Raw genomic sequence first — 21,041 nt, forward strand, 5'->3', positions numbered from 1 at the left:
CAGCCGAGCGGGGCCGGCCCACACGCTTGTCACGCGCGCGCCGCCGGCATGCCCGCCACCTTGGCGAGCGCATCCTGCAACTGGTCCAGTTCGTACGGCTTCTGGAGCGACAGGTAAGGGAAATCCAGGTGGCGCAGCAGGGTGTCGCCGTAGCCGGAAGCGAAGATCACGCGGAGGCCGGGCTGGTCCTGGATGGCGCGGCGCGCCAGGTCGACGCCCGACATGCCGGGCAGGCTGACGTCCGTGAACAGCAGGTCGTAGCGCTGGCGCCCGAGCAGGGCCAGGGCGTCGTCAGGATGACCGACGCCGTCCGCCTCGTGGCCGAAGGCCCTGAGCATCTCGCACACCAGGTACTGGGAATCGAGGTTGTCCTCCACCACCAGGATCTGCAGCGCGCCGCCCGCGGCGGGTTCTTCCACGGCGGCCGGGGTGGCCGGGGCCAGCAGCAGCAGCACGCCGCGCACCTCGCCGGATTCGTCGCGCACCGGCGTCAGGCGCATGTCGCAGCGCTCTTCGCGCGGGCCTTCGGGATGGCGGAAGGACAGGGCGAGGCCGTTCAGGACGACCGGTTCGCCGTTCCAGGCGCGGGTGAGGGCATCGCCGGCCGCGGCCAGGGGCGGCGGCATCACCGGCGGCACGTTGCCGCCCGGGACCCGGCCGTAGCCCGGACCAGCCAGGGCGCCGTAGGTCTCGTTGAACAGCAGGACCATTTCGCGTCCCCATACCAGCAGGCCGGGGAGGGGCGCGTTCAGGAGGAGATCGGCGGCGACGCGCAGGCCCAGCGGCCAGCGCGCGGTCTCGCCCAGGGCGCTTGCGGACCAGTCGTAGGACGCGGTGCTGCGAGCGGTCTTGTCGGTCTCGAACATGGGCGGTGTGTTGTAGGAACGAAAACTTTATGAATCCTACACCAAATGCCCGGGCGCCGGTGCATCGAAGCGTGCGCGCCTGGCCGGCCGCTGCCCGGGCGACGGGCAAAAAAAAGCCCGCTTCTGCGAAGCGGGCTGAATCTATTTCCTTGGAGGAGAATAGAGGAGACAGGAAGCATGATGCTGCATTGCGGTAAATCAGTCCAATTTATCTTTGCAATGACGGTCATCAATTATTCAAATAATGGCTGAGTGACATCGTTTGTTGTATCTTGTGGCGGCGAAGCAATGCACGATAGCAGTGCACGCTTGGTGCGCATGCAAAAATGTTCTACGATGGCAACTATGCCTACCAACACGCTGCCCAACTGCGCCGGAGTCGCGCCGCTGTTCCACGCCCGGCCCATGTGCCCAGGGTCGCCGCTACGCTTGACCACCACGCATCGCTCCACACTGTCGCACGTCGCGCGAACGCCACAACTGCCCATGCCGGGCTATCATGCGGTCGAAACAGATGTCGTCGCCGTGGAAGTGGCCGGGATCCGGCCGGCCAGGGACGTCATGCCGCGTGTGACTGGTCAATGGACTTCATGATTTTTTCTACCTTCGACGACGCAGTGAAACAGCGCAGCCGCGCCCTGGCGGCGCCGGTGCGGCCGCACCGCCGCCTGGCGGCCATGCTGCTGGCGCTGCCCCTGCTGGCGCTGCTGCCCACGCCGCCCGCGAGCGCCGACACGCCTTCTTCAGGCGTGCTCGAACGGCGCGTGAAGGCCGCCTTCCTGTATAAATTCCTCGGCTACGCGGAGTTTCCGCCCCAGGCCTTCGCCGACGGCGCCGCGCCCCTGACCATTGGCGTGGTCGGCTCGGACGAGATGGCGGCGGAACTGGCGCGCATCGCGGCGGGCCGCATGATCGGCGGACGCACGATTGTGGTACGCCAGTTCCGCGAGCAGGACACCCAGATCCCGGTGCACCTGCTGTTCATCGCCGGCACCGACCCGGCGCGGGTGGGCCGGCTGATGCGTGCCGCGCCCTCGGCCTTGCTGACCGTCACCGAGTGCACCAATCCCCAGCATTGCGGCAGCGTCATTAATTTCCGCATCGTCGACGAACGGGTGCGCTTCGACGTCTCGCTCGACGCCGCCGAAAAGAACAACGTCAAACTGAGTTCGCGCCTGCTGACGGTGGCGAACCGGGTACAGAAAGGAGCCCCGTGATGCCCATGCACGATACCGGCTCCGTCCGCAGCAAACTGATCCTGATGGCGGTGGCGACCACCGTGGTGGCGCTGCTGTCGGCGGGAGTCGCCATGCTGCTGCTCGACCTGCGCACCTTCCAGCGCTACTGGGTCGAGGACCTCACCACCCAGGCCGACATCGTCGCCAGCGTGACCGCGCCGGCGGTGTCCTTCAACGACGTCACCGGCGCCACCCAGAACCTGCGCCTGCTGCGCCTGCGCCCGCAGATCGTGGCCGCCGCCGTGTACACCGCCAACGGGGAGCGCTTCGCCACCTACGCCCAGCCGGGCGTGGAGGCGGTGTTCCCGGCCAAGCCCGAGGCGCCCGGCTACCGCATCGAGCAGGACGACCTGCACATCTTCCGCAACATCGTCGAGAACGGCGAGATCCTCGGCAGCGTCTACGTGCGTTCGCGCTACGGGCTGCTGGACCGCATGCTGAACTATGGCGCCATCCTGGGCGGCGTTCTGCTGGCCGCCCTGGTGATCGCGGCCCTGGTCGCCTCGCGCCTGCAGGCCTCGATCACGCGGCCGCTGGAGGCGGTGACCAATGTGGCGCGCCAGGTGATGCTGAGGCGCGACTTCAGCCTGCGCGTGCCGGGCAACAACAAGGGCGAGATCGGCGTGCTGGTGGAAGCCTTCAACGACATGCTGGCCGAGATCGGGCGCCGCTCGGAAGCGCTGCAGACCGCCAACCGCACCCTGGAACACGAGATGGAAGTGCGCCAGCGCGCCGAGCAGGCCCTGATCGTGGCCGACCGCCGCAAGGACGAATTCCTGGCCACCCTGGCGCACGAGCTGCGCAATCCGCTGGCGCCGATCCGCACCGGCCTGGACATCCTGCGCATCCGCAGCGGCGACGCGGCGGCCACCCAGCGCGCCACCGACATCATGGAACGCCAGCTGCGCCAGATGGTGCGCCTGGTGGACGACCTGCTGGACGTCTCGCGCATCAATACCGGCAAGTTCACCATCAAGATGGGCCGCGTCGAACTCAAGGCGGTGGTCAACGATGCGCTCGAAGTGGTGCGTTCCTACATCGAGCTGCACGGTCACGAGCTGGTGCTGGACCTACCGGACCGCCCGGTGTTCCTGCACGGCGACGCCACGCGCCTGGCGCAGATCCTGTCGAACCTGCTGAACAATGCCGCCAAGTACACCAACCGCGGCGGCAAGGTGGAGCTCAAGGGCTGGGTCGAGGACAAGACCCTGGTGCTGGAAGTGGCCGATACCGGCATCGGCCTGGCGCCGAACATGCTGGACTCGGTGTTCGAGATGTTCGTGCAGGTCGATTCGACCCTGGAGCGCAGCAATGCGGGCCTGGGCGTCGGCCTGTCGCTGGCGCGCAAGCTGGTCGAGCTGCACGGCGGCACCATCAGCGCGCACAGCGAAGGCCTGGGGCACGGCAGCCGCTTCGTGGTGCGCCTGCCGATCGTGGTCGATCCGGAGCCGCTGACCAAGCCGACCCCGGCGACCTTCATCAGCACCGAGAGCTACCGCATCCTGCTGGCGGACGACAACGTCGACTTCGTCAACAGCATCGGCGCGCTGCTGACGGCGATGGGGCACAGCGTGGTGATCACCCACAACGGCCCCGATGCGCTGGCGGCGGCGGCCCGTTTCTGCCCGGACTACGCCTTCCTGGACATCGGCCTGCCGCACATGTCGGGCTACGACCTGGCGCGCGGCATCCGCAAGCTGTCCTGCGGCGCGATGACGGTCTTGATCGCCGTTACCGGCTGGGGCCAGGAAAAGGACCGCCAGCTGGCCTTCGAGGCGGGCTTCGACCACCACATGGTCAAGCCGGTGCGCTTCGAGCAGATCGAAGAGATCCTGGGGAACCGCAGCATCATCAAGAAGCTGCGCACCTGATCCCGCCTGCCGGGCGTCCCGCGGCGGGGCGTCCGGCCATTCCCTCGCTACGTACGGACGAAAAAAAACGGAAGCGCATGTTGCGCTTCCGTCCCAACTCAAACCAGGCTGCTGTTACGCCTGTTTAGCCTTGCGGCGGCGTGCCAGGAAGCCCAGGACGCCGAGGCCGCCCAGCATCATGCCGTAGGTTTCCGGTTCCGGAACCGGAGCCAGCATCACGGCGCCGCCGAAGCTTGCGCCGGTGTCGCCCACCAGGTTACCGCTGACTTGCAGGTAGTAGTCGCCGGCAGCCAGGTTGTCGCTGGAGATGCTCCAGACATCCATTTCGCCACTCATCATCGAGGAACCGTTGGTGATCAGGGTGTCGCCTTCGCCATACAGAGCCAGGCCGGTGATGTCCAGGCCGGTGTCTGCGGTACGGCTGATCGACGAGATGATTGCATCCAGATTCAGGGCAGTGGTGCCGTCCACCGTGAAGGTGAAGCGGTCAGCGAAGGTGTTGCCTTCGTTGCCGGCGGCAAAGGTATCACCAAAGAAAGCGCTGTTGTCGATCAGGTTGAGTTCCTGAGGCGAATTGCCGACAACATCCTGTGCCATCACAGCCGACGAACCGAACGAAGCGGAAGCCAACACAATTGCAGCAATCAGAGATTTTTTCATTTCTTTCCTCGCATAGAATCAGCCGCGTCCTGCAGCTTGGGTTTCAAGAATCGGGGAACTCCATGCTATCAAAAGAGCATGGAAAAGCACGGACACACGCCGTTCAGTGCGCAACACGGGCGCTACATTCCAATCGTCAACAAATTTCCGCTCGGCTATGCGAGAGGGGCGCACTTCATAGGAGAAGCTGCGCCGATTACGTTGATGAGGAGCAAAAAACGGCCTAATTGCATGAATTATGTCAGGCCAGTCCTACAGGAAGAGGAGGGCGAGTCTGGTGCTGAGCAAACGGGAGTTGTCAGCATCTTATTGAGCGAACGCCAATGGATGACGAGTAAATCGGCGATATTGCTGAGCGGGCGCAAAGACGGGCTGCGCGGAAGAGCTGAAAGAATGAATATTCTGAGCTCGAAAAGAAAAATGGCTCAGAATCTCTTCTGAGCCATTTTAGGTATAACTGGCGCGGCTGGCAGGAATCGAACCCACGACCCCTTGGTTCGTAGCCAAGTACTCTATCCAGCTGAGCTACAGCCGCCCGAAGCACGCATTATAGCAGCATGTTCTGGTTTGGCAAAGCCCCGGCCCGGATTGGCGTCTCCTGGAGCACCGGAGCGTTGGCGTGTGTATCGCAATGCCGCGGTCGGCGAAGGGGAGGGGCAGGGCCGGAAATGAAAAAAGGGACCAGATTTTTCAATCTGGTCCCTCATATTCTGGCGCGGCTGGCAGGAATCGAACCCACGACCCCTTGGTTCGTAGCCAAGTACTCTATCCAGCTGAGCTACAGCCGCCCGATGCACGCATTATAACGGCGCGCGCGCGTCTTGCAAAGGCTCATCGTGGATTACCTGCCAAACTCGGTGTTGGCCGCATGCCGCAGGGATTGCCGACAGTTCGTCAGCGACATCGGACAATCAGCAGATCGATCCGTGTGTGCTCTTGCCGGTCGGGACGTCCAATCCAAAATAGCAACTGTATCCGTCCTGATCTTGGGTACATGTGAGATCACCCCTTCGCCGTTCACGATATCCTTCGGCATCGCTGCAAGAGACTTTCGTGTCAGGACCAATCTGGCCGAACAGCTGCTTCGCTAGTGGCCCGATGAACATGAATGCGACCTTCCTGTTTTTGCTCGTAGGTGGAATCCCTTCGGACAGCGTCCCGCCGTACACCTGATAATCGCCTCTGAGCGGTTTGGGTCTGCCGTCCCAGGCTTCCGGTTTGGTCTTGGCCGGCTGCGCGTACGCATGGATGGCGAGGATTCCCACGACGGCGGTCATTATCAGGCGCGCGTTCACGATGCAAATCCTTTCAAGAGTTCGACATGGAAGTGATCGTTGTGACCCGGGCAGCTCCTTACCCGGCCGCCCAGAGCCATCTGCACTTCAGGGTCGTTGAAAAACACTAGTTTGACCCATGGATGCTCGACAAAAAGCTGAATCAAATTGATTGTGGCGGCGCGATCGTAGAGCGCTTTATCATGGAACGAACAGCGGGCTGCTTGGCCGGTCAGGTGGTCCTTGCGGACCGGACGGCAATCCATTTCGATGCCTTTGCGGTGGGTTGCATGCTTGTCGAACTTGGCACCGCCGGCAATGCTGATGTTCCCAATCCCGAATTTGCGGTCGCAGATCGCCTGCCCTTCGCGCTCGACTTTGAAGATCACGCTGAGCAGATTAGGGTGGGCAAACTGCGCCTGGGCGCCTGTTCCGGGAACATAGTGCAGGGTTCCATATACGTAATACCCTGCTTGTTCGGCGCCTGGGGCAGCATGAAGTAGCCGCGCGATTCCCTCGGTTGAATAGGCACTCCGGCAGTGCTCATGGCGTTCTCCTTGCGATATGTGAGTCCGCCATTCTTGCTTCACTTGTGCAGTCGATGTTTGGGGGAAGCAATCGTTGTCTAAAGCGACATGCCGACCTTGGTCAAGCGCAACTTTTTGAAGTTCGCTACGGGTTTCATGACGAAACCGGAGCAGAGGACTGCGCCCAGAGCGTGCTCGACTTCTCGCTGGATAGCGATCTATTGGAGGGCGACGCAAATCGGGGTGGGGATGAAAAAAGGGACCAGATCTCTCAATCTGGTCCCTCATATTCTGGCGCGGCTGGCAGGAATCGAACCCACGACCCCTTGGTTCGTAGCCAAGTACTCTATCCAGCTGAGCTACAGCCGCCCGATGCACGCATTATAGCGGCGTACACGCATCTTGGCAAAGGTTCATCGCCATTCTCCGCAGTTTTGTGCCGGAATCGCACGCGGAAAAGGCGAAAACGGACAGCGGACATGGTGGGCCAAAACGAAAAAAGGGACCAGATTTTTCAATCTGGTCCCTCATATTCTGGCGCGGCTGGCAGGAATCGAACCCACGACCCCTTGGTTCGTAGCCAAGTACTCTATCCAGCTGAGCTACAGCCGCCCGAGGCACGCATTATAGCAGCGACATTTTATTTCCGGAAGTCTCATTTTCTTTCTCAGCCTTCATCGCCTCTGGTAGATTAGGCGAACGGGTTTCAAGAACGGAATACTATGTCGGGATTCACCAGGGCCGCGCGCGTCGGCCTGCATCGCCTCCTGCCGGGACTGGCGCTTTGCCTGCTGCTGGCGCTGCTGGCCACGGCGGCCGGCGCCACCCAGCGCAGCCTGCGCTTCGAGCACCTGTCGATCGAAGAAGGGCTGTCGCAGCAATCGGCCCTCACCATGCTGCAGGACCGCCAGGGCTTCATGTGGTTCGGCACCCAGGCCGGCCTGAACCGTTACGACGGCTACCGCATGACGGTCTACCGCAACGACCCCAACGATTCTTCCAGCCTGCCGGACAATTTTGTCTCCGCCTCCTTCGAGGATGCCGACGGCCGCCTGTGGTTCGGCACCAAGGGCGGCCTCGCGCGCTTCGATGCGCGCAGCGCCCGCTTCGAGCGCTTCGTGCCGCCCGACGACCTGGAACGCCGCGGCAATCGCTCCGTGAACGCCATCGCCGCTGCGCCCAAGGGCGCCTTGTGGCTGGCGACCAGCGACGGCCTGCTGCATTTCGATCCCGCCAGCAAGCGCTTCCGCGCCTACCGCAACGATCCCGACGACCCCTCCAGCCTGCGCGACAACCGCGTCACCTCGCTTGCCACCGACGGCCGCGGCCAGCTGTGGGTCGGTACCGAAGCGGGCCTGGACAGGCTCGACCCGGCAAGCGGGCGCTTCACGCACTTTGCCGTCGAACCGGCGCACGACGCCCTGCGCAACACGGTGCTGACTCTCTCCATGGGCCCGCGCGAGACGCTCTGGATCGGCACCGCCGCAGGCCTCGAAGCCTGGCGCCTGGGGGAGGGCAGTCCGCAGCGCCAGCACCTCGGCCCCGCCGAAGGCATGCAGGACGTGCGCATCATCAGCCTGTACCACGACAGCGGCGCCCAGCTATGGGTCGGCACCGACAGCGAAGGCCTCAAGTGGCGCGACCCGGCCACCGGGCGCTTCGATTCCTGGAGCCATGTCGAGAATGACCAGCACAGCCTGTCGGACAACCAGGTGCCGGCGGTCCTGGTGGACCGGACCGGCACGCTCTGGGTCGGCACTTATTACGGCGGCGTGAACCGCACCGACCTGGCCAGCGGCGGCTTCACGCGCTACGGCGACAGCCAGGGCCTGGGCCGGACCAGGGTGCGCGCCATCGTCGACGACGGCGCCGCCGGGCTGTGGCTGGGCACCACCGGCGCCGGCCTGCTGCACCTGGACCGTGCCAGCGGCCGCGTCCAGCCGCAGCGTGACGAGCGCCTGCCCAGCGATGTGGTCACCTCGCTGGCGCGCGCCCGTGGCCGGCTGTGGATCGGCACCCCCATGGGCCTGGCCTGGCGCGACGCGCAGGGGCGCATGGGGCAGGTGGCGCTGGGACCGGGACCGGCGGCCAACTTCGTCCAGGCGATCGCCGAAGGGCGCGACGGCACGCTATGGGTGGTCACGCGCGGCGGCCTGTCGGCGCTGCCGCCCGGTTCCAACATCTCGCGCAGCTGGCGCCACGATCCCGACGATCCCACCAGCCTGGGCGACAACTACGGCTTCACGGTGCTCGAGGACCGCCAGGGCATCATCTGGATCGGCACCGAGACCGGCCTGGAGCGCTTCGACCGCCGAACCGGCGTGTTCACCCGCTTCCGCCACGATCCCCGGGATCCGGACAGCCTGCGCCACAGCCGCGTGTACTACCTGAAGGAGTCGTCGCGCGGCGATCTGTGGATCGGCACCGCGGGCGGCCTGCACAAGATGGAAACCGCCGGCGGCCGCACGCGCTTCCGCTTCTATCCCTTCGCCAAGGGCCAGGAGGCGCTGCCGATCGGCGCCGTGCTGGAAGACGCGACCGGCGTCCTGTGGGTCAGCACCACGGTCGGCATCACGCGGCTCGACCCGGTCAGCGGCCAGATCAAGAACTACACTTCCAAGGACGGGCTGATCGACGGTTCCTATTTCGTCGGTTCCGGCTGGCGCAGCCCGGACGGCCAGCTGCACTTCGGCGGCATCAACGGCATGAGTTCCTTCCGCCCCGAAGCGGTGCGCGACAATCCGTATCCGCCGGTGCCGGTGATCACCGACCTGCTGGTGCTGAACCGCTCGCGCGCGGACAGCCTGGGCGGCAAGAAGGAGATCACGCTGTCTTACCGCGACTCGGTATTCGCACTCGAATTCGCCGGCCTGCATTTCGCGGACCCGCAGGGCAACCGCTACGCCTACCAGCTGGAGGGCTTCGACCAGGGCTGGGTCGACACCGATGCGCGCCGCCGCTTCGCCACCTATACCAACCTCGATCCGGGGCCCTACGTGTTCCGGGTGCGGGCCAGCAACAAGGATGGCCTGTGGAGCCAGGAGGCGGCCACCCTCACGATCCACATCACGCCGCCGTTCTGGAAGACCTGGTGGTTCCGCGCCCTGGCGGTCATCACGGTGCTGACACTGTCCTACCTGATATACCGCTTCCGCGTACGGGTGCTGGTGCGGCAAAAGGTGCTGCTGGAACACGAAGTCGGCGCGCGTACCGCGGAATTGCTGCTGCAAAAGAATGCGGCCGAACGTGGCAAGCGCGAGGTCGAACGCCAGAAAGAGGTGGTGGAAAGGGCACACCGCGACATCGCGCTGCTGTCCGATATCGGCCGCCTGCTGACGGCCAACCTCGACAGCGAGGCGATCATGCGTACCTTGTACGAGCATGTGGGCGCCCTGATGGACGCGCGCGGTTTCGCCGTGGCTTTGCGCCAGCCCCAGCGCGGGGTGATCGGCTTCCCGTTCGCGGTTGCAGACGGCCAGCGCTTGCCGGGCCATGAAGTCCCGGACGATCCGCGGCGCGAGCTGGTGGCCTGGTGCATGGATGGCGCGCGTGAAATCCTGGTGGGCGATCTGGCAGCCGAGCTGCCGACGATCCTGGGGTCGGACAGCGCGACCGTCCAGGCGGCCGCCCCGATGCAAGGTTCGCTCTTGTGCGTGCCGGTGACGGTGGGCGAGCGGGTGATCGGCGCCGTGACTGTGCAGAGTCCGGAGCTGCATGCCTACGGCCAGGTGCATCTCGATATGCTCGAGACCCTCGCCGCCTACGTAGGCGTGGCGATCGACAATGCGCGCGCCTACCAGCAGCTCAAGGAGACCCAGGCCCAGCTGGCGTCGCACGAAAAGCTGGCCTCGCTCGGCTCCCTGGTGGCCGGCGTGGCGCACGAGCTGAATACGCCGATCGGCAACAGCCTGCTGATGGCCAGCACGCTGCAGGAAAAGACCCATGCGGTGGCCACGCGTTTCGAGCAGGCCCAGCTCAAGCGTTCCGACCTGGCCGAGTACATGGCGGCGTCCACCGAGGCATCGGACCTGATCGTGCGCAGCCTGCACAACGCGGCCGAACTGGTGAGCAGCTTCCGCCAGGTCTCGGTCGACCAGGCGAGCGCCCAGCGCCGCCGCTTCCACCTGGCCCAGGCCTGCCACGAGATTGCGGCCACCATGATGAATACGGTGCGGCTGGCCGGCCACAGGCTGGTGGTGGAGGTGCCGCCGGGCATCGTGATGGATGGCTTCCCAGGACCCTTGGGTCAGGTGATCATCAACTTCATCAACAATGCGATGCTGCATGCTTTCGAGCAGCCGGGTGGCACGATGAGGCTGTCGGCCGTGCAGGTGGAGTCGATGGTGCGGATCGAATTCCGCGACGATGGGCGCGGGATCGCACAGGAGCACCTGGCGCGCATCTTCGATCCCTTCTTCACAACGCGGATGGGGCAGGGCGGTACCGGCCTGGGGCTGAACATCGCCTACAACATCCTTACCTCGCTGCTCGGCGGCACGATCCGCGTCGAGAGCGAAATCGGGCAGGGGACGGCCTTCGTGATCGAGCTGCCCCTTTGCGCTCCGGAAGCGCGCGCCGCCGATGAGGCCACGCCTGCCTGAGCGCGCGGCAGGACGCCCTGTCGCTCCAGCTTAGAGCACGTTGCGCGCTTGCCCGGCCGCCCAGGCCTCGATATTGTCGACCAGCATGTCCGCAAGCCGCTGCATGGCGCCGCCGCTGGCCCAGGCCACGTGCGGCGTCAGGATGAAGTTCGGCAGGCGCAGGCGCAGCAGCGGGTTGTCCGGCACCGGCGGTTCCTTGCTCAGCACATCGAAGCCGGCGCCGGCGATCGTCCCCGCCTGAAGCGCTTCGGCCAGCGCGGCTTCGTCGACCAGGCCGCCGCGCGCGGTGTTGATCAGGAGCGCGTCGCGCCGCATCAGCCCCAGTTCGCGCGCGCCGATCAGGTGGCGGGTCTGCTCCGTCAGCGGCAGGTGCAGGCTGACCACGCTGGAGGTGCGCAGCAGCTCGTCGAGTTCGAGCTGTATCACGCCGCTGTCGCCGATGGGCGAGCGCGAGGTCGCGCACACTTCCATGCCGAAGGCGCGCGCCAGGTGGGCCACCTGCTTGCCGAGCGCGCCGTAGCCGACGATGCCGAGCCGGCTGCCGGCCAGGTCGCCGATCGGATGGTCGAGCAGGCAGAAGCGTGTCGAGCGTTCCCATTGGCCGGCCTCGACGTCGGCGATGTAGGCGCGCAGGTTGCGGCGCAGCGCCAGCAGCAGCGCGAAGCAATGCTCCGGCACCGAAACGGTGGAATAGTTGCGGATGTTCGATACCACGATGCCGCGCTCGCGGCAGGCCGCGAGGTCGACGTTGTCGGAGCCTGTGGCGGCAATCGCGACCATCTTCAAGTCCGGCAGCTGGGCGAGGGCGGCGGCGCGCAAGGGTACCTTGTTGGTGATGGCGATCGTCGCTCCCTGCAGGCGCTCGACCACTTCGTGCTCGGCGGTCGCTGCATGGTCCTGCCATGCGTGGGCGAAAGCGGGCGGGCGTACGTTCGCGATCAGGCTGTCGCGGTCGAGGAAGACGATACGGTGCATGGTGTCCTTTCGCAGCGGGCAAAACCGCATTGTAGAACACGTGCGCTGGCGCTAGCCATCGGGAAAAAGAGGGGCGAAGACAGGGCGGGCCTGTCTTCGTCAAATATGGCGGGGCTCGAGCGAGGGGGGCTTGAGCTCTCGGGGATTGTTATTTGTGTTGTGCTTCGGTCTTGGCAGCGACTTTGTCTGCCTTCGCTTCAGCTTTTGCGTGGGTCTTCTCGATCTTGGCGTCGGCTTTCTCGGCGGTCTTCTCGACCTTGGCATCCGCCTTCTCGGCAGCTTTTTCTACCTTCGCATCCGCCTTGTCGGCCTTGGCTTCGGCCTTCGCGGCCTTGGCGTCCGCCGCAGCCACTTTCTTGTCGTGCTTGGCCTCGGCCTTCGCCTCTTTCTTCTCGGCTTTGGCTTCTGCCTTGGCTTCCGGCGTGGTGGTGCTGGTGCTGGTGGCAGCGGGAGTCTGGGCGAACACGGAAGTAGCGAACAGGCCGGCAATCAGGGTAGCGACGATTTTGCTCATAGTGTCTTTCCTTCGTTTTGGTGGATGACAAGGTGGGAGGTGTTTCCCGTGTTACTGAGCTATCAACGTGGAGGTTTGGCGCACGGTTGACGCGTTGATCACGCATTTACATCCGCTTACAAATGCCCTGATCCCATGTTGCTGCAGGCTAGGTTCGCTGCCGAACAGTCGCGCCGGGTTCACCGCCCTAGACTCAGGACATCGGATTGCCGGGGAGGTTGCCACCATGCCTGACGCGCTCAAACTCTATAAAGCCAAGCGCAATTTCGCGATTACGTCGGAGCCCGCCGAAGGCGGCGAGGCCAGTGCCGACGCCTTGACCTTCGTTATCCAGAAGCATTGGGCATCGCGCCTGCATTATGATTTCCGTCTGGAATTGGACGGCACGATGAAAAGCTGGGCAGTTCCCAAGGGTCCCAGCTACGATTCGCGCGACAAGCGCATGGCCGTGCACGTCGAGGACCATCCGATCTCGTACTCGGATTTTGAAGGCACCATTCCCGAGAAACAGTATGGCGCCGGCAAGGTCATCATCTGGGACAAGGGCACCTGGACGCCGCTGGAGGATCCGCACAAAGGCTTCGCGAAAGGCAGCATCAAGTTCGAAATGCACGGGCATAAGATGCACGGGCGCTGGACCCTGGTGCGCCTGAAGGGCCACGAGGACGACCGCCAGGAACCCTGGCTGCTGATCAAGGAGAAGGACGAGTACATGCGCTCCAGCGAGGAATTCTCGGTGGTCGACGAAATGCCCGACAGCGTGAAAGCGCTGCCCATGCCGGAGCGGCCGGCCGAGCGCAAGGTCGAGGCGCTGAAGGAAGAAGAGGAGGAAGCGCCGCCGCCCAAGCGCACGGCCGCCAGGAAGGCGGCCCCGGCGGCAAAGAGCGCGACCAGGAGCGCGGCAAAGGGCGCGGCAAAGAAGGCGCCGGCGAAAAAGCGCGGCGCCACGGATATGCCGGAGGGCGCCGTGAAAGCCGCGCTGCCCGCACACTTCAAGCCGGAACTGGCGACCCTGGTCGATGCGCCGCCGCCCGACCCCGAGGATTGGGTGTTCGAGGTCAAGTTCGACGGCTACCGCATGCTGGCCCGGATCGAGCAAGGCGTGGTCAGCCTGATCACGCGCAACGACAACGACTGGACCGACCGCCTGCTGCCGCTCAAGGAAGAGATCGAGCGCATGCAGCTGCCGGACGGCTGGTACGACGGCGAGATCGTCGTGCACGACGAGAACGGCAAGCCGAACTTCGGCATGCTGCAGCTGGCCTTCGACGGCACGCGCGGCGCCGAGATCCTGTACTTCCTGTTCGACGCGCCTTACTTCGACGGCTACGACCTGCGCGACGTGCCCCTGGTCGAGCGGCGCGCGCTGCTGGAAAAAGCACTGAAGGGCCATGAGGAAGGCCGGGTGCGTTTCTCGGCCGAATTCGGCACCAATCCGGAAGAACTGGTGGTGGCCGCCTGCCGCATCGGCCTGGAAGGCGTGATCGGCAAGCGGCGCAGCTCGCGCTACGTGTCGGCGCGCTCGCCGGAATGGATCAAGCTCAAATGCGGCCTGCGCCAGGAATTCGTGATCGGCGGCTTCACCGACCCGAAGGGTTCGCGCACCGGCGTCGGCTCCCTGCTGCTCGGCACCCACGACGAGAACGGGGTGCTGCGCTATGTCGGTAATGTCGGATCGGGCTTCAACCACTCCTCGCTGAAGTCGATCAGCGCGCAACTTGAAAAGCTGCGCACCGATGACAGCCCCTTCCCGCCGCGCTCCGTACCGGGCCGCAAGCACCACTGGGTCAAGCCGACCCTAGTGGCGGAGGTGAGTTTCTCCGAATGGACGGCGACCGGCTCGATCCGCCATCCCGTGTTCCAGGGGCTGCGCAAGGACAAGCCGGCGAAGAACATCACGCGCGAAGTGCCGAAGCACATGGCGGCCGAGCCGGCCGCCGACAAGGAGAAGGACATGAAGGAAAGCGTGACCAGCAAGCTGCCCGCCACCATGAAGGTGACCAATCCAGAGCGCGTGATCGACAAGCAGACCGGCTCGACCAAGCTGGACCTGATCCGCTACTACGCGCTGGTGGGCGAACTGATGATGGAGCACCTGAAGGCGCGGCCGGTGTCGCTGGTGCGCGCGCCGGAGGGCGTGGGCGGGGAGCTGTTCTTCCAGAAGCACGCCGACGTCGCCAAGATGCCGGGCGTGAAGCACATGCCGCAGGAGCTCGACCCGGAGCACCAGCCTTTCCTGGAGATCGCGAGCGTCCAGGGCATCTTGTCGGCGGCGCAGTGGAACGTGGTCGAGATCCACACCCAGAACGCCACGCGCAAGGCCTATGAGACGCCGGACCGGATGGTGTTCGACCTCGACCCGGGCGAGGGCGTGGAGTGGCACACGATGCAGGAGGCGGCGCAGCTGATGCACGCCTTCCTCGACGAACTCGGGCTGCCGTCCTTCCTGAAGACCAGCGGCGGCAAGGGCCTGCACGTCGTGGTGCCGGTCAAGGGCGGCTACGACTGGGATACGGTGAAGAGCTTCTCGCAGGCCATCGTGAAGCATCTTGCCACGGTGTTCCCGGAGCGCTTCGCGTTCAAGAGCGGGCCGAAGAACCGGGTGGGCAAGATCTTCATCGACTACCTGCGCAACGGGCAGGGCGCGACCACGGTGTGCGCCTGGTCGGCGCGCGTGCGGCCGGGACTGGGCATCTCGGTGCCGCTGGCCTGGGACGAGCTGGAAGGACTGAAGTCGAGCACGCAGTGGGATATCACGAACGCGCACACGCGCCTGGACAAGGGAAATACGCCGTGGGAGGGGTATTCTAAGGCGGCGAAGACCCTGGCGAAGGCGATGAAGAAGATGGGGTTCGAGCCGTAAGAGCCCACGAACACCAACCTGCTTCCATCCCCCGCAGCTAAAACACGTCATCCCGGCCTAAGCCGGGACGACGGTTTAGAGGCCAGGCGAGTGAAACAGCCCAGCGTGACGGTTAGTCGACGTTTCGACCAAGAGCCTTGAGCGACGTCCGTACCCCGCGTCCATACGCCGGGTCCGCCTTGTCGAAATGCCCCAGCTGGCGCTCCAGGATCTCCGCATCCACCTGGCTCAGCGGACCGGCCAGGTTGTCGCACAGGTTCTGGCGTTCCTGGGCCGTCATCAGGCGGAACAGGTTACCGGCCTGGGTGAAGTCGTCTTCCCGTCCGCGGAAATCGAAGCGTCCCGCATTGCCTTCGATGGCAAGCTCGCGTTCACCGTGTCCCATGCCCGTGGCGCCGTGCCCCACGGCGTCCAGCGTGTGGTAGTTGCGCGCCGCGCCGCCGTTGGCGATCGCCATCGCGCCGTCGCGCTGGTGGTTGTGGAAGGGGCAGCGCGGGGCGTTTACCGGCAGGTGCTGGTGATTGGTACCCACGCGATACAGCTGCGCGTCGTGGTAGGCGAACAGGCGCCCCTGCAGCATCTTGTCCGGCGAGTAGCCCATGCCGGGCACCACATTGGCCGGCGAGAACGCGGCCTGCTCGACCTCGGCGTGGTAGTTGGCCGGATTGCGGTTCAGCTCCAGCACGCCCACCGGCAGCAGCGGGAAGTCGCCATGCGGCCAGACCTTGGTCAGGTCGAAGGGATTCCAGCCGGTGCGCTGGCTCCACTCGGCCAGCTGCTGCTCGCTCGCCACCTGCAGCTTGACGTCCCACTGCGGGAAGTCGCCGCGCGCGATCGCCTCGAACAGGTCGCGCTGGGCGTGGTCCGGGTCGGTGCCGGCGATACGCTGGCTTTCAGCCGCGCTCAGGTTCCTGATGCCCTGGCGGGTCTTGAAGTGCCACTTCACGTAATGGCGTTCGCCGCCGGCGTTGATCAGGCTGTAGGTATGGCTGCCGAAGCCGTCCATGTGGCGGTAGCCGTCCGGCGTGCCGCGATCGGAAAACAGGATCGTCACCTGGTGCAGGCTCTCCGGCGCCTTGCTCCAGAAGTCGAACATCATGTTGGCCGACTTGAGGTTGGTCTGCGGGTCGCGCTTCTGGGTGTGGATGAAGTCCGGGAAGTTGATCGGATCCTTGATAAAGAACACCGGCGTGTTGTTGCCCACCAGGTCCCAGTTGCCTTCTTCGGTGTAGAAGCGCAGGGCGAAGCCGCGCGGATCGCGCTCCGTGTCGGCGCTGCCTTTCTCGCCGCCGACGGTCGAGAAGCGCAGGAAGACCGGGGTCTGCTTGCCGAGCTCCGCGAACAGCGCGGCCTTGGTGAAGTGGCGGATGTCGTGGGTGACGGTGAAGCTGCCGTAGGCGCCTGAGCCCTTGGCGTGGACCACGCGCTCGGGAATGCGCTCGCGGTTGAAGTGCTGGAGCTTTTCGATCAGGTGGAAGTCCTGCAGCAGCAGCGGGCCGCGGGCGCCGGCGCTCAGCGAATTCTGGTTGTCGTCGACCGGGATGCCGGAAGCGGTGGTCAGGCGGGGCTGGGTCATGCGGAAATCTCCTCGTTGATGTGTGAACGTCAATGAAAGAGATTCTAGGCGGTGGTGCCAGAAAGAAAAAGCTAATTGATTTAATTATTTCGATAGGTTTTTACAATACAGATGAGCGGCAAAGTGTTAGCACCTCACTGCTCGTTCTTGAAGATGCCGCGGATGTTGGTCACCATCAGCGCCGCCTGCAGCGCGATCAGGGCCCAGGCCTCGTCGTGGACGCCCCATACGATCCACAGCACATTACTGAGGATGAACATGGAGAAGCCGAACACGCGCCGCTCCGCGCGCTTGGAGCCGATCAGGTAGGCGGCGAACAGGGTCACCGCCATGGCGGGCCATTGCAGGAAGTCGATGAATCCATCCATCCTTCAGGCGGCCTTCCTGCGGCGCGCCGGCGCCTTGGCGGCGGGAGCTGCTTTCGCTGTGGCCTTCTTCGCGGCCGGCTTGGCGGCCGATTTCGAAGCCGTCGTGCGCTTGGCTGCCACGCGCTCGGTGCTGTGCGCAGGCGCCTTGCGGGGACGCGGGGTTTCCTCCTCCTCTTGCTCGGCCTCGGGCTTGCGCGACTTGCGCGGCGGCGGTTCGTCGTCGTCGTCATCGTCCGCGCTGGCCGCCTTGCCGGGCTTCTTGCCCAGGCTGGCCTGGAGCAGGGCGACCAGGTCGATGACCTTGCCCGATTCGCGCTTTTCCTTTTCCGGCTCGGGCATGGTGATGGTCTTGGTCTGCTTGGCCTTGATCTTCTTCTCGATCATGGCCAGCACGTCCTCGCGGTAGGTGTCGTGGTACTGCTCGGGGTCCCAGTCCTCGCTCATGCCCTGCACCAGCGCCATCGCCATCTTGAGCTCCTTGTCGTTGACGGCGGCCCTGCCGGTCTTGCCCGGGATCTTGAGCGCTTCGGTCTCGCGGATCTCGTCGGCGTAGCGCAGGGTGTTGAGGACGATGGTGTCGCCCACGCACACCAGCGCCGCCAGGTGCTGCTTGACGCGGATGACGACGTTGGCAATGCCGATCTTGCCGGCTTTTTTCAGCGTTTCTCGCAGCAGTGCGTAGACCTTGTCGCCGCCCTTGCCGGGCGCGAGGTAGTAGGGCTGCTCGTAGTAGATCAGCGGGACTTCCTCGGCATCGACGAAGGCCAGGATGTCGATGGTCTGGGTGGCTTCCGGGTTGGCGCGGCGCAGGTCTTCGTCCGACAGGACCACGTATTCGCCGGACGCGTATTCATAGCCCTTGACGATGTCGTCCCACGAGACTTCCTTGTTGTTGCCCTTGTTGTAGCGCTTGAAGCCGACCGGCGAGAAATCGCGCCGGTCGAGCATCGTCAGGTCGAGTCCCTTGTTGTCGACCGCCGCGTACATTTCGACGGGGATGTGGACCAGTCCGAAGCTGATCGCCCCTTTCCACATGCTGCGCGCCATGGCTTCTCCTCGTTTATTCGCCCACCACGCCGGTAATCGGCAGCACCACGCCCGTGATGTAGCCGGAGCAGACCGGCGAGGCCAGGAACACATAGGCCGGCGACAGCTCTTCCGGCTGGGCCGGGCGCTTGAAGGTGGTGCTGGCGCCGAATTCCTTGATCTGCTCGGGCGACTGGTCGGCCGGGTTGAGCGGGGTCCAGACCGGGCCCGGGGCCACGGCGTTGACGCGGATGCCTTGCTCGATCAGGCTCGCCGCCAGCGACATCGTGAAAGCGTGGATCGCGCCCTTGGTGGCCGAGTAGTCGAGCAGCTTCTTCGATCCCTTGAGGCCCGTGACGGAGCCGGTATTGATGATCGAGGCGCCGCGCTTCAGGTAGGGCAGGGCCGACTTCGCCATGTGGAAGTAGCCGTAGATATTGGTGCGGAAGGTCTCGTCCAGACGCTCCTCGGTGATGTCGAGCAGCGAATTGGCGTGCTCCTGGAAGGCCGCGTTGTTGACCAGGATGTCCAGGCGGCCGAATTCGCCCACCACCTTCTCGACCGCCTCCTTGCAGAAGGCTTCGTCCTTGACGTCGCCGGCGATGGTCACGCAGCGGCGGCCTTCCTGCTCGACGTAGCGCTGGGTCTCGGCGGCGTCCTCGTGTTCGTTCAGGTAGAGGATGGCGACATCGGCGCCTTCGCGCGCGAACAGCACGGCGACGGCGCGGCCGATGCCCGAGTCGCCGCCGGTCACGATGGCGCTCATGCCCTGCAGCTTGCCGCTGCCCTTGTATTGCTCGGCCAGGAATTTCGGCTTCAGGTCCATCTGCGCTTCCAGGCCCGGCTTGGCCAGGTGCTGCTGCGGCATCGGCGGCGCCGGCTGCTGGATCCCGGTCTGCACCGGATCCTGGCTCTCGGCCTTCTGCATGCTGCCGTCGATCTGGTCCTGGCGGCTCTGGATCGCCTTCTGCTTGTTCGCTACATCGTCCTGGTTCGGCATTACGCTCTCCCTGTCTGCATTGAATCGACCCGAAGAAGTATTCAATGCACGGGGCAGGGCGACGGTGCGCTTCCACACACAGTGACACATTTCCGCTATCCCATGGGTAAGCTTTCTGGCAAACTTGGCTGGTTTGATAACAGGATGCACGAGAGGGAGAACAGGATGTCTCAGCAGGACGGCACGCCCACCCGGCCCACCGGTCTTTACGTCAGCCCGGTGGGCCAGCGCCGCGGCGTCTTCCAGGAAGCCTGCGCCGGCCTGTTCGCGCGGCTGCGCGTGGCCGACAGCGCGTCGCAGGCCTCGCTGCTGCTGGAACGCGAGCCGGCCGATGTGCTGGTGCTGGACCTGGAACGCTTCGAGCTGGGACTGGACCTCGAGTCCCTGGGCCGGCTGGTGGCGGCCCGCGCGGGCGCGCCCGTGTTTGTCCTGTGCCCTTTCGCCAATGCGCGCTGGCTGCCGGCCCTGATGGGCTTCGGGCCGCTCGACTATGCGATCGGCCCGCTGGATGCGGCGCAGACGCGCGCCGTGCTGGCCGCGCGCCTGGCCGAAGGATTCACGCGGCCCGCGCAAGCGACGCCGCTCGAGGCGGAGTTGCGCGGCCTGCTGGCCGTCCGCAGCGCCGCCCAGCGCGCCCTCGAGGAAGCGGACGACAGCGTGCGCTTCGCCGAGCGGATGTGCGAGGCGCTCTCGGTCTGGCCGGGCGTGGTGCACGCGGCCCTGTTCTACCTGCGCGACGGCGACCTGCACCTGGAAGCGGAGCAGGGCGCGACCCGTCTGCAGCTGGCGCCCTTGCTGCTGCGCGGCGACAAGCTGCTGCATTCGCCGTTGCGCCATGCCTTCCCCGGCCTGCTGGCGGCGGCCAGCGGCGAATTCGCCCTGCTCGACGCCCTCGGCAAGGCGGGCGAGCCGGAGCTGGCCGACAGCCTGCGCGGCCACGGCGTGGAGATGGCGCTGGGGCTGCCGATTCCGGCCCAGGGACCGGGCGCCCCGCGCGGCTCGCTGTGCCTGCTGTTCGAGCGCGCACGCGCCTTTTCGCAGGCCGAACTCGGCGCCCTCGGCGACCTGGCGCAGCTGGCGGCCTTCGGCCTGCGCATGGCCGAGATGACGCGCGAGAACGAAGAACTGCTGGGACGCGTGACCCACCTGGCGACCACCGACGCGCTGACCCATGTCGCCAACCGCCGCCACGGCGAGACCCTGCTGGAACAGGAAATCAGGCGTGCGCGCCGCTACCGGCTGCCGCTGGCGCTGATCGGCTTCGACATCGACCGCTTCAGCAATATCAACGACACCTACGGCCATCCGGTCGGCGACCTGGTCCTGCGCACCGTGGCCGATACGGCCAAGGCCCTGCTGCGTTCGAGCGACGTACTGGTGCGCTCGGGCGGCGAGGAATTCCTGGTGATCGCGCCGCACACCAGCGCCATCGACGGCCTCAAGATGGCCGAAAAGCTGCGCGCCGCCATCGAACAGGCCGAGGTGCCGGGCTGCGACCACGTGACGGTCAGCCTGGGCGTGGCCCAGCTGGGAGAGACGGAGAGCGGCGACTCGCTTGCCGTGCGCGTGAACGCGGCCCTGGCGCGCGCCAAGCGGGCTGGACGCAACTGCGTGGAACTGGCCATGCAGTGACCGCCGTGCTAGGCTAGCGGTTTTTCACCCAAGCAAGTTTTAGCTTCTAC

16 protein-coding genes and 4 tRNA genes are annotated in these 21,041 nt (G+C 65.2%); 6 read left to right on the forward strand and 14 right to left on the reverse strand.

Translation table 11 applies throughout. The features are described 5' to 3' along the window. Positions 1 to 29: 29 nt before the first annotated feature. Complete coding sequence (locus tag J8847_RS24100) at positions 30 to 866, reverse strand: response regulator (protein WP_229512597.1); 837 nt, start codon at positions 864 to 866, stop codon at positions 30 to 32. Between the two features lie 590 nt (positions 867 to 1,456). On the opposite strand from J8847_RS24100, the gene J8847_RS07210 reads away from it, so the two are divergent. Continuing rightward, positions 1,457 to 2,083, forward strand: a complete 627-nt coding sequence (locus J8847_RS07210; RefSeq protein WP_211524006.1) for a YfiR family protein — start codon at positions 1,457 to 1,459, stop codon at positions 2,081 to 2,083. Continuing rightward, positions 2,083 to 3,975 (forward strand): ATP-binding protein, encoded by a 1,893-nt coding sequence (locus J8847_RS07215; RefSeq protein WP_211524007.1) that lies wholly within the window; start codon positions 2,083 to 2,085, stop codon positions 3,973 to 3,975. The genes J8847_RS07210 and J8847_RS07215 overlap by 1 nt, the downstream gene beginning before the upstream one ends. Positions 3,976 to 4,089: 114 nt before the next feature. On the opposite strand, the gene J8847_RS07220 is transcribed toward J8847_RS07215, so the two are convergent. Continuing rightward, positions 4,090 to 4,635, reverse strand: coding sequence for an FxDxF family PEP-CTERM protein (locus tag J8847_RS07220; RefSeq protein WP_211524008.1), 546 nt, complete (start codon positions 4,633 to 4,635; stop codon positions 4,090 to 4,092). Between the two features lie 78 nt (positions 4,636 to 4,713). On the opposite strand from J8847_RS07220, the gene J8847_RS07225 reads away from it, so the two are divergent. After that, positions 4,714 to 5,076, forward strand: coding sequence for a hypothetical protein (locus tag J8847_RS07225; protein WP_211524009.1), 363 nt, complete (start codon positions 4,714 to 4,716; stop codon positions 5,074 to 5,076). A 17-nt stretch (positions 5,077 to 5,093) separates the two neighbouring features. Here the strand turns inward: J8847_RS07225 and J8847_RS07230 are convergent. From J8847_RS07230 to J8847_RS07255, 6 genes are all read right to left on the reverse strand, one after another. After that, positions 5,094 to 5,170: transfer RNA gene (locus J8847_RS07230), tRNA-Arg, on the reverse strand. Positions 5,171 to 5,346: 176 nt separating this feature from the next. Beyond that, a tRNA-Arg gene (locus J8847_RS07235) sits at positions 5,347 to 5,423 on the reverse strand. Positions 5,424 to 5,546: 123 nt separating this feature from the next. Then, the gene (locus J8847_RS07240; RefSeq protein ID WP_211524010.1) at positions 5,547 to 5,930 is read right to left on the reverse strand and encodes a hypothetical protein; all 384 of its coding nucleotides are present in this window, start codon (positions 5,928 to 5,930) and stop codon (positions 5,547 to 5,549) included. Beyond that, positions 5,927 to 6,499 (reverse strand): penicillin-insensitive murein endopeptidase, encoded by a 573-nt coding sequence (locus tag J8847_RS07245; protein WP_211524011.1) that lies wholly within the window; start codon positions 6,497 to 6,499, stop codon positions 5,927 to 5,929. The genes J8847_RS07240 and J8847_RS07245 overlap by 4 nt, the downstream gene beginning before the upstream one ends. A 229-nt stretch (positions 6,500 to 6,728) precedes the next feature. Beyond that, positions 6,729 to 6,805 (reverse strand) — tRNA-Arg (locus tag J8847_RS07250). Positions 6,806 to 6,971: 166 nt separating this feature from the next. Beyond that, positions 6,972 to 7,048: transfer RNA gene (locus J8847_RS07255), tRNA-Arg, on the reverse strand. 110 nt (positions 7,049 to 7,158) lie between these two features. Here J8847_RS07255 and J8847_RS07260 point away from each other — a divergent pair. Further along, positions 7,159 to 11,037 carry a two-component regulator propeller domain-containing protein gene (locus tag J8847_RS07260; RefSeq protein WP_211524012.1) on the forward strand — a complete coding sequence of 1,293 codons (3,879 nt, stop codon included), beginning with the start codon at positions 7,159 to 7,161 and terminating at the stop codon, positions 11,035 to 11,037. A gap of 30 nt (positions 11,038 to 11,067) precedes the next feature. Here J8847_RS07260 and J8847_RS07265 read toward each other — a convergent pair whose 3' ends face one another. Together J8847_RS07265 and J8847_RS07270 are read right to left on the reverse strand one after the other, a co-directional pair. Next, positions 11,068 to 12,012 carry a D-2-hydroxyacid dehydrogenase gene (locus J8847_RS07265; RefSeq protein WP_211524013.1) on the reverse strand — a complete coding sequence of 315 codons (945 nt, stop codon included), beginning with the start codon at positions 12,010 to 12,012 and terminating at the stop codon, positions 11,068 to 11,070. Positions 12,013 to 12,160: 148 nt separating this feature from the next. Beyond that, positions 12,161 to 12,526: a hypothetical protein gene (locus tag J8847_RS07270; RefSeq protein WP_211524014.1), complete on the reverse strand. Its 366-nt coding sequence runs from the start codon at positions 12,524 to 12,526 to the stop codon at positions 12,161 to 12,163. 226 nt (positions 12,527 to 12,752) lie between these two features. On the opposite strand from J8847_RS07270, the gene ligD reads away from it, so the two are divergent. Next, complete coding sequence (gene ligD / locus J8847_RS07275) at positions 12,753 to 15,389, forward strand: DNA ligase D (RefSeq protein WP_211524015.1); 2,637 nt, start codon at positions 12,753 to 12,755, stop codon at positions 15,387 to 15,389. Between the two features lie 112 nt (positions 15,390 to 15,501). On the opposite strand, the gene J8847_RS07280 is transcribed toward ligD, so the two are convergent. The 4 genes from J8847_RS07280 to J8847_RS07295 all read right to left on the reverse strand — a co-directional run bounded on the left by J8847_RS07280 (position 15,502) and on the right by J8847_RS07295 (position 19,359). Next, positions 15,502 to 16,965, reverse strand: coding sequence for a catalase (locus J8847_RS07280; RefSeq protein WP_211524016.1), 1,464 nt, complete (start codon positions 16,963 to 16,965; stop codon positions 15,502 to 15,504). 134 nt (positions 16,966 to 17,099) lie between these two features. Next, complete coding sequence (locus J8847_RS07285; protein ID WP_211524017.1) at positions 17,100 to 17,333, reverse strand: hypothetical protein; 234 nt, start codon at positions 17,331 to 17,333, stop codon at positions 17,100 to 17,102. A 3-nt stretch (positions 17,334 to 17,336) separates the two neighbouring features. Then, positions 17,337 to 18,380 carry a Ku protein gene (locus J8847_RS07290; RefSeq protein WP_211524018.1) on the reverse strand — a complete coding sequence of 348 codons (1,044 nt, stop codon included), beginning with the start codon at positions 18,378 to 18,380 and terminating at the stop codon, positions 17,337 to 17,339. 13 nt (positions 18,381 to 18,393) lie between these two features. Next, positions 18,394 to 19,359: an SDR family oxidoreductase gene (locus J8847_RS07295; protein ID WP_211524019.1), complete on the reverse strand. Its 966-nt coding sequence runs from the start codon at positions 19,357 to 19,359 to the stop codon at positions 18,394 to 18,396. 165 nt (positions 19,360 to 19,524) lie between these two features. On the opposite strand from J8847_RS07295, the gene J8847_RS07300 reads away from it, so the two are divergent. After that, complete coding sequence (locus tag J8847_RS07300) at positions 19,525 to 20,991, forward strand: diguanylate cyclase (RefSeq protein WP_211524020.1); 1,467 nt, start codon at positions 19,525 to 19,527, stop codon at positions 20,989 to 20,991. Positions 20,992 to 21,041: the final 50 nt, after the last annotated feature.

It is taken from the genome of Massilia sp. AB1 (genome assembly GCF_018119385.1).
Classification (GTDB): domain Bacteria; phylum Pseudomonadota; class Gammaproteobacteria; order Burkholderiales; family Burkholderiaceae_D; genus Telluria.

What these genes read in the sequence shown, in the direction of transcription:
- J8847_RS07300 (WP_211524020.1), top strand. Translation starts at nt 19,525, where the DNA reads ATGTCTCAGCAGGACGGCACGCCCACCCGGCCCACCGGTCTTTACGTC.
- J8847_RS24100 (WP_229512597.1), bottom strand. Translation starts at nt 866, where the DNA reads ATGTTCGAGACCGACAAGACCGCTCGCAGCACCGCGTCCTACGACTGG.
- J8847_RS07215 (WP_211524007.1), top strand. Translation starts at nt 2,083, where the DNA reads ATGCCCATGCACGATACCGGCTCCGTCCGCAGCAAACTGATCCTGATG.
- J8847_RS07280 (WP_211524016.1), bottom strand. Translation starts at nt 16,965, where the DNA reads ATGACCCAGCCCCGCCTGACCACCGCTTCCGGCATCCCGGTCGACGAC.
- J8847_RS07265 (WP_211524013.1), bottom strand. Translation starts at nt 12,012, where the DNA reads ATGCACCGTATCGTCTTCCTCGACCGCGACAGCCTGATCGCGAACGTA.
- J8847_RS07260 (WP_211524012.1), top strand. Translation starts at nt 7,159, where the DNA reads ATGTCGGGATTCACCAGGGCCGCGCGCGTCGGCCTGCATCGCCTCCTG.
- J8847_RS07270 (WP_211524014.1), bottom strand. Translation starts at nt 12,526, where the DNA reads ATGAGCAAAATCGTCGCTACCCTGATTGCCGGCCTGTTCGCTACTTCC.
- J8847_RS07225 (WP_211524009.1), top strand. Translation starts at nt 4,714, where the DNA reads ATGGAAAAGCACGGACACACGCCGTTCAGTGCGCAACACGGGCGCTAC.
- J8847_RS07295 (WP_211524019.1), bottom strand. Translation starts at nt 19,359, where the DNA reads ATGCCGAACCAGGACGATGTAGCGAACAAGCAGAAGGCGATCCAGAGC.
- ligD (WP_211524015.1), top strand. Translation starts at nt 12,753, where the DNA reads ATGCCTGACGCGCTCAAACTCTATAAAGCCAAGCGCAATTTCGCGATT.
- J8847_RS07285 (WP_211524017.1), bottom strand. Translation starts at nt 17,333, where the DNA reads ATGGATGGATTCATCGACTTCCTGCAATGGCCCGCCATGGCGGTGACC.
- J8847_RS07220 (WP_211524008.1), bottom strand. Translation starts at nt 4,635, where the DNA reads ATGAAAAAATCTCTGATTGCTGCAATTGTGTTGGCTTCCGCTTCGTTC.
- J8847_RS07210 (WP_211524006.1), top strand. Translation starts at nt 1,457, where the DNA reads ATGATTTTTTCTACCTTCGACGACGCAGTGAAACAGCGCAGCCGCGCC.
- J8847_RS07290 (WP_211524018.1), bottom strand. Translation starts at nt 18,380, where the DNA reads ATGGCGCGCAGCATGTGGAAAGGGGCGATCAGCTTCGGACTGGTCCAC.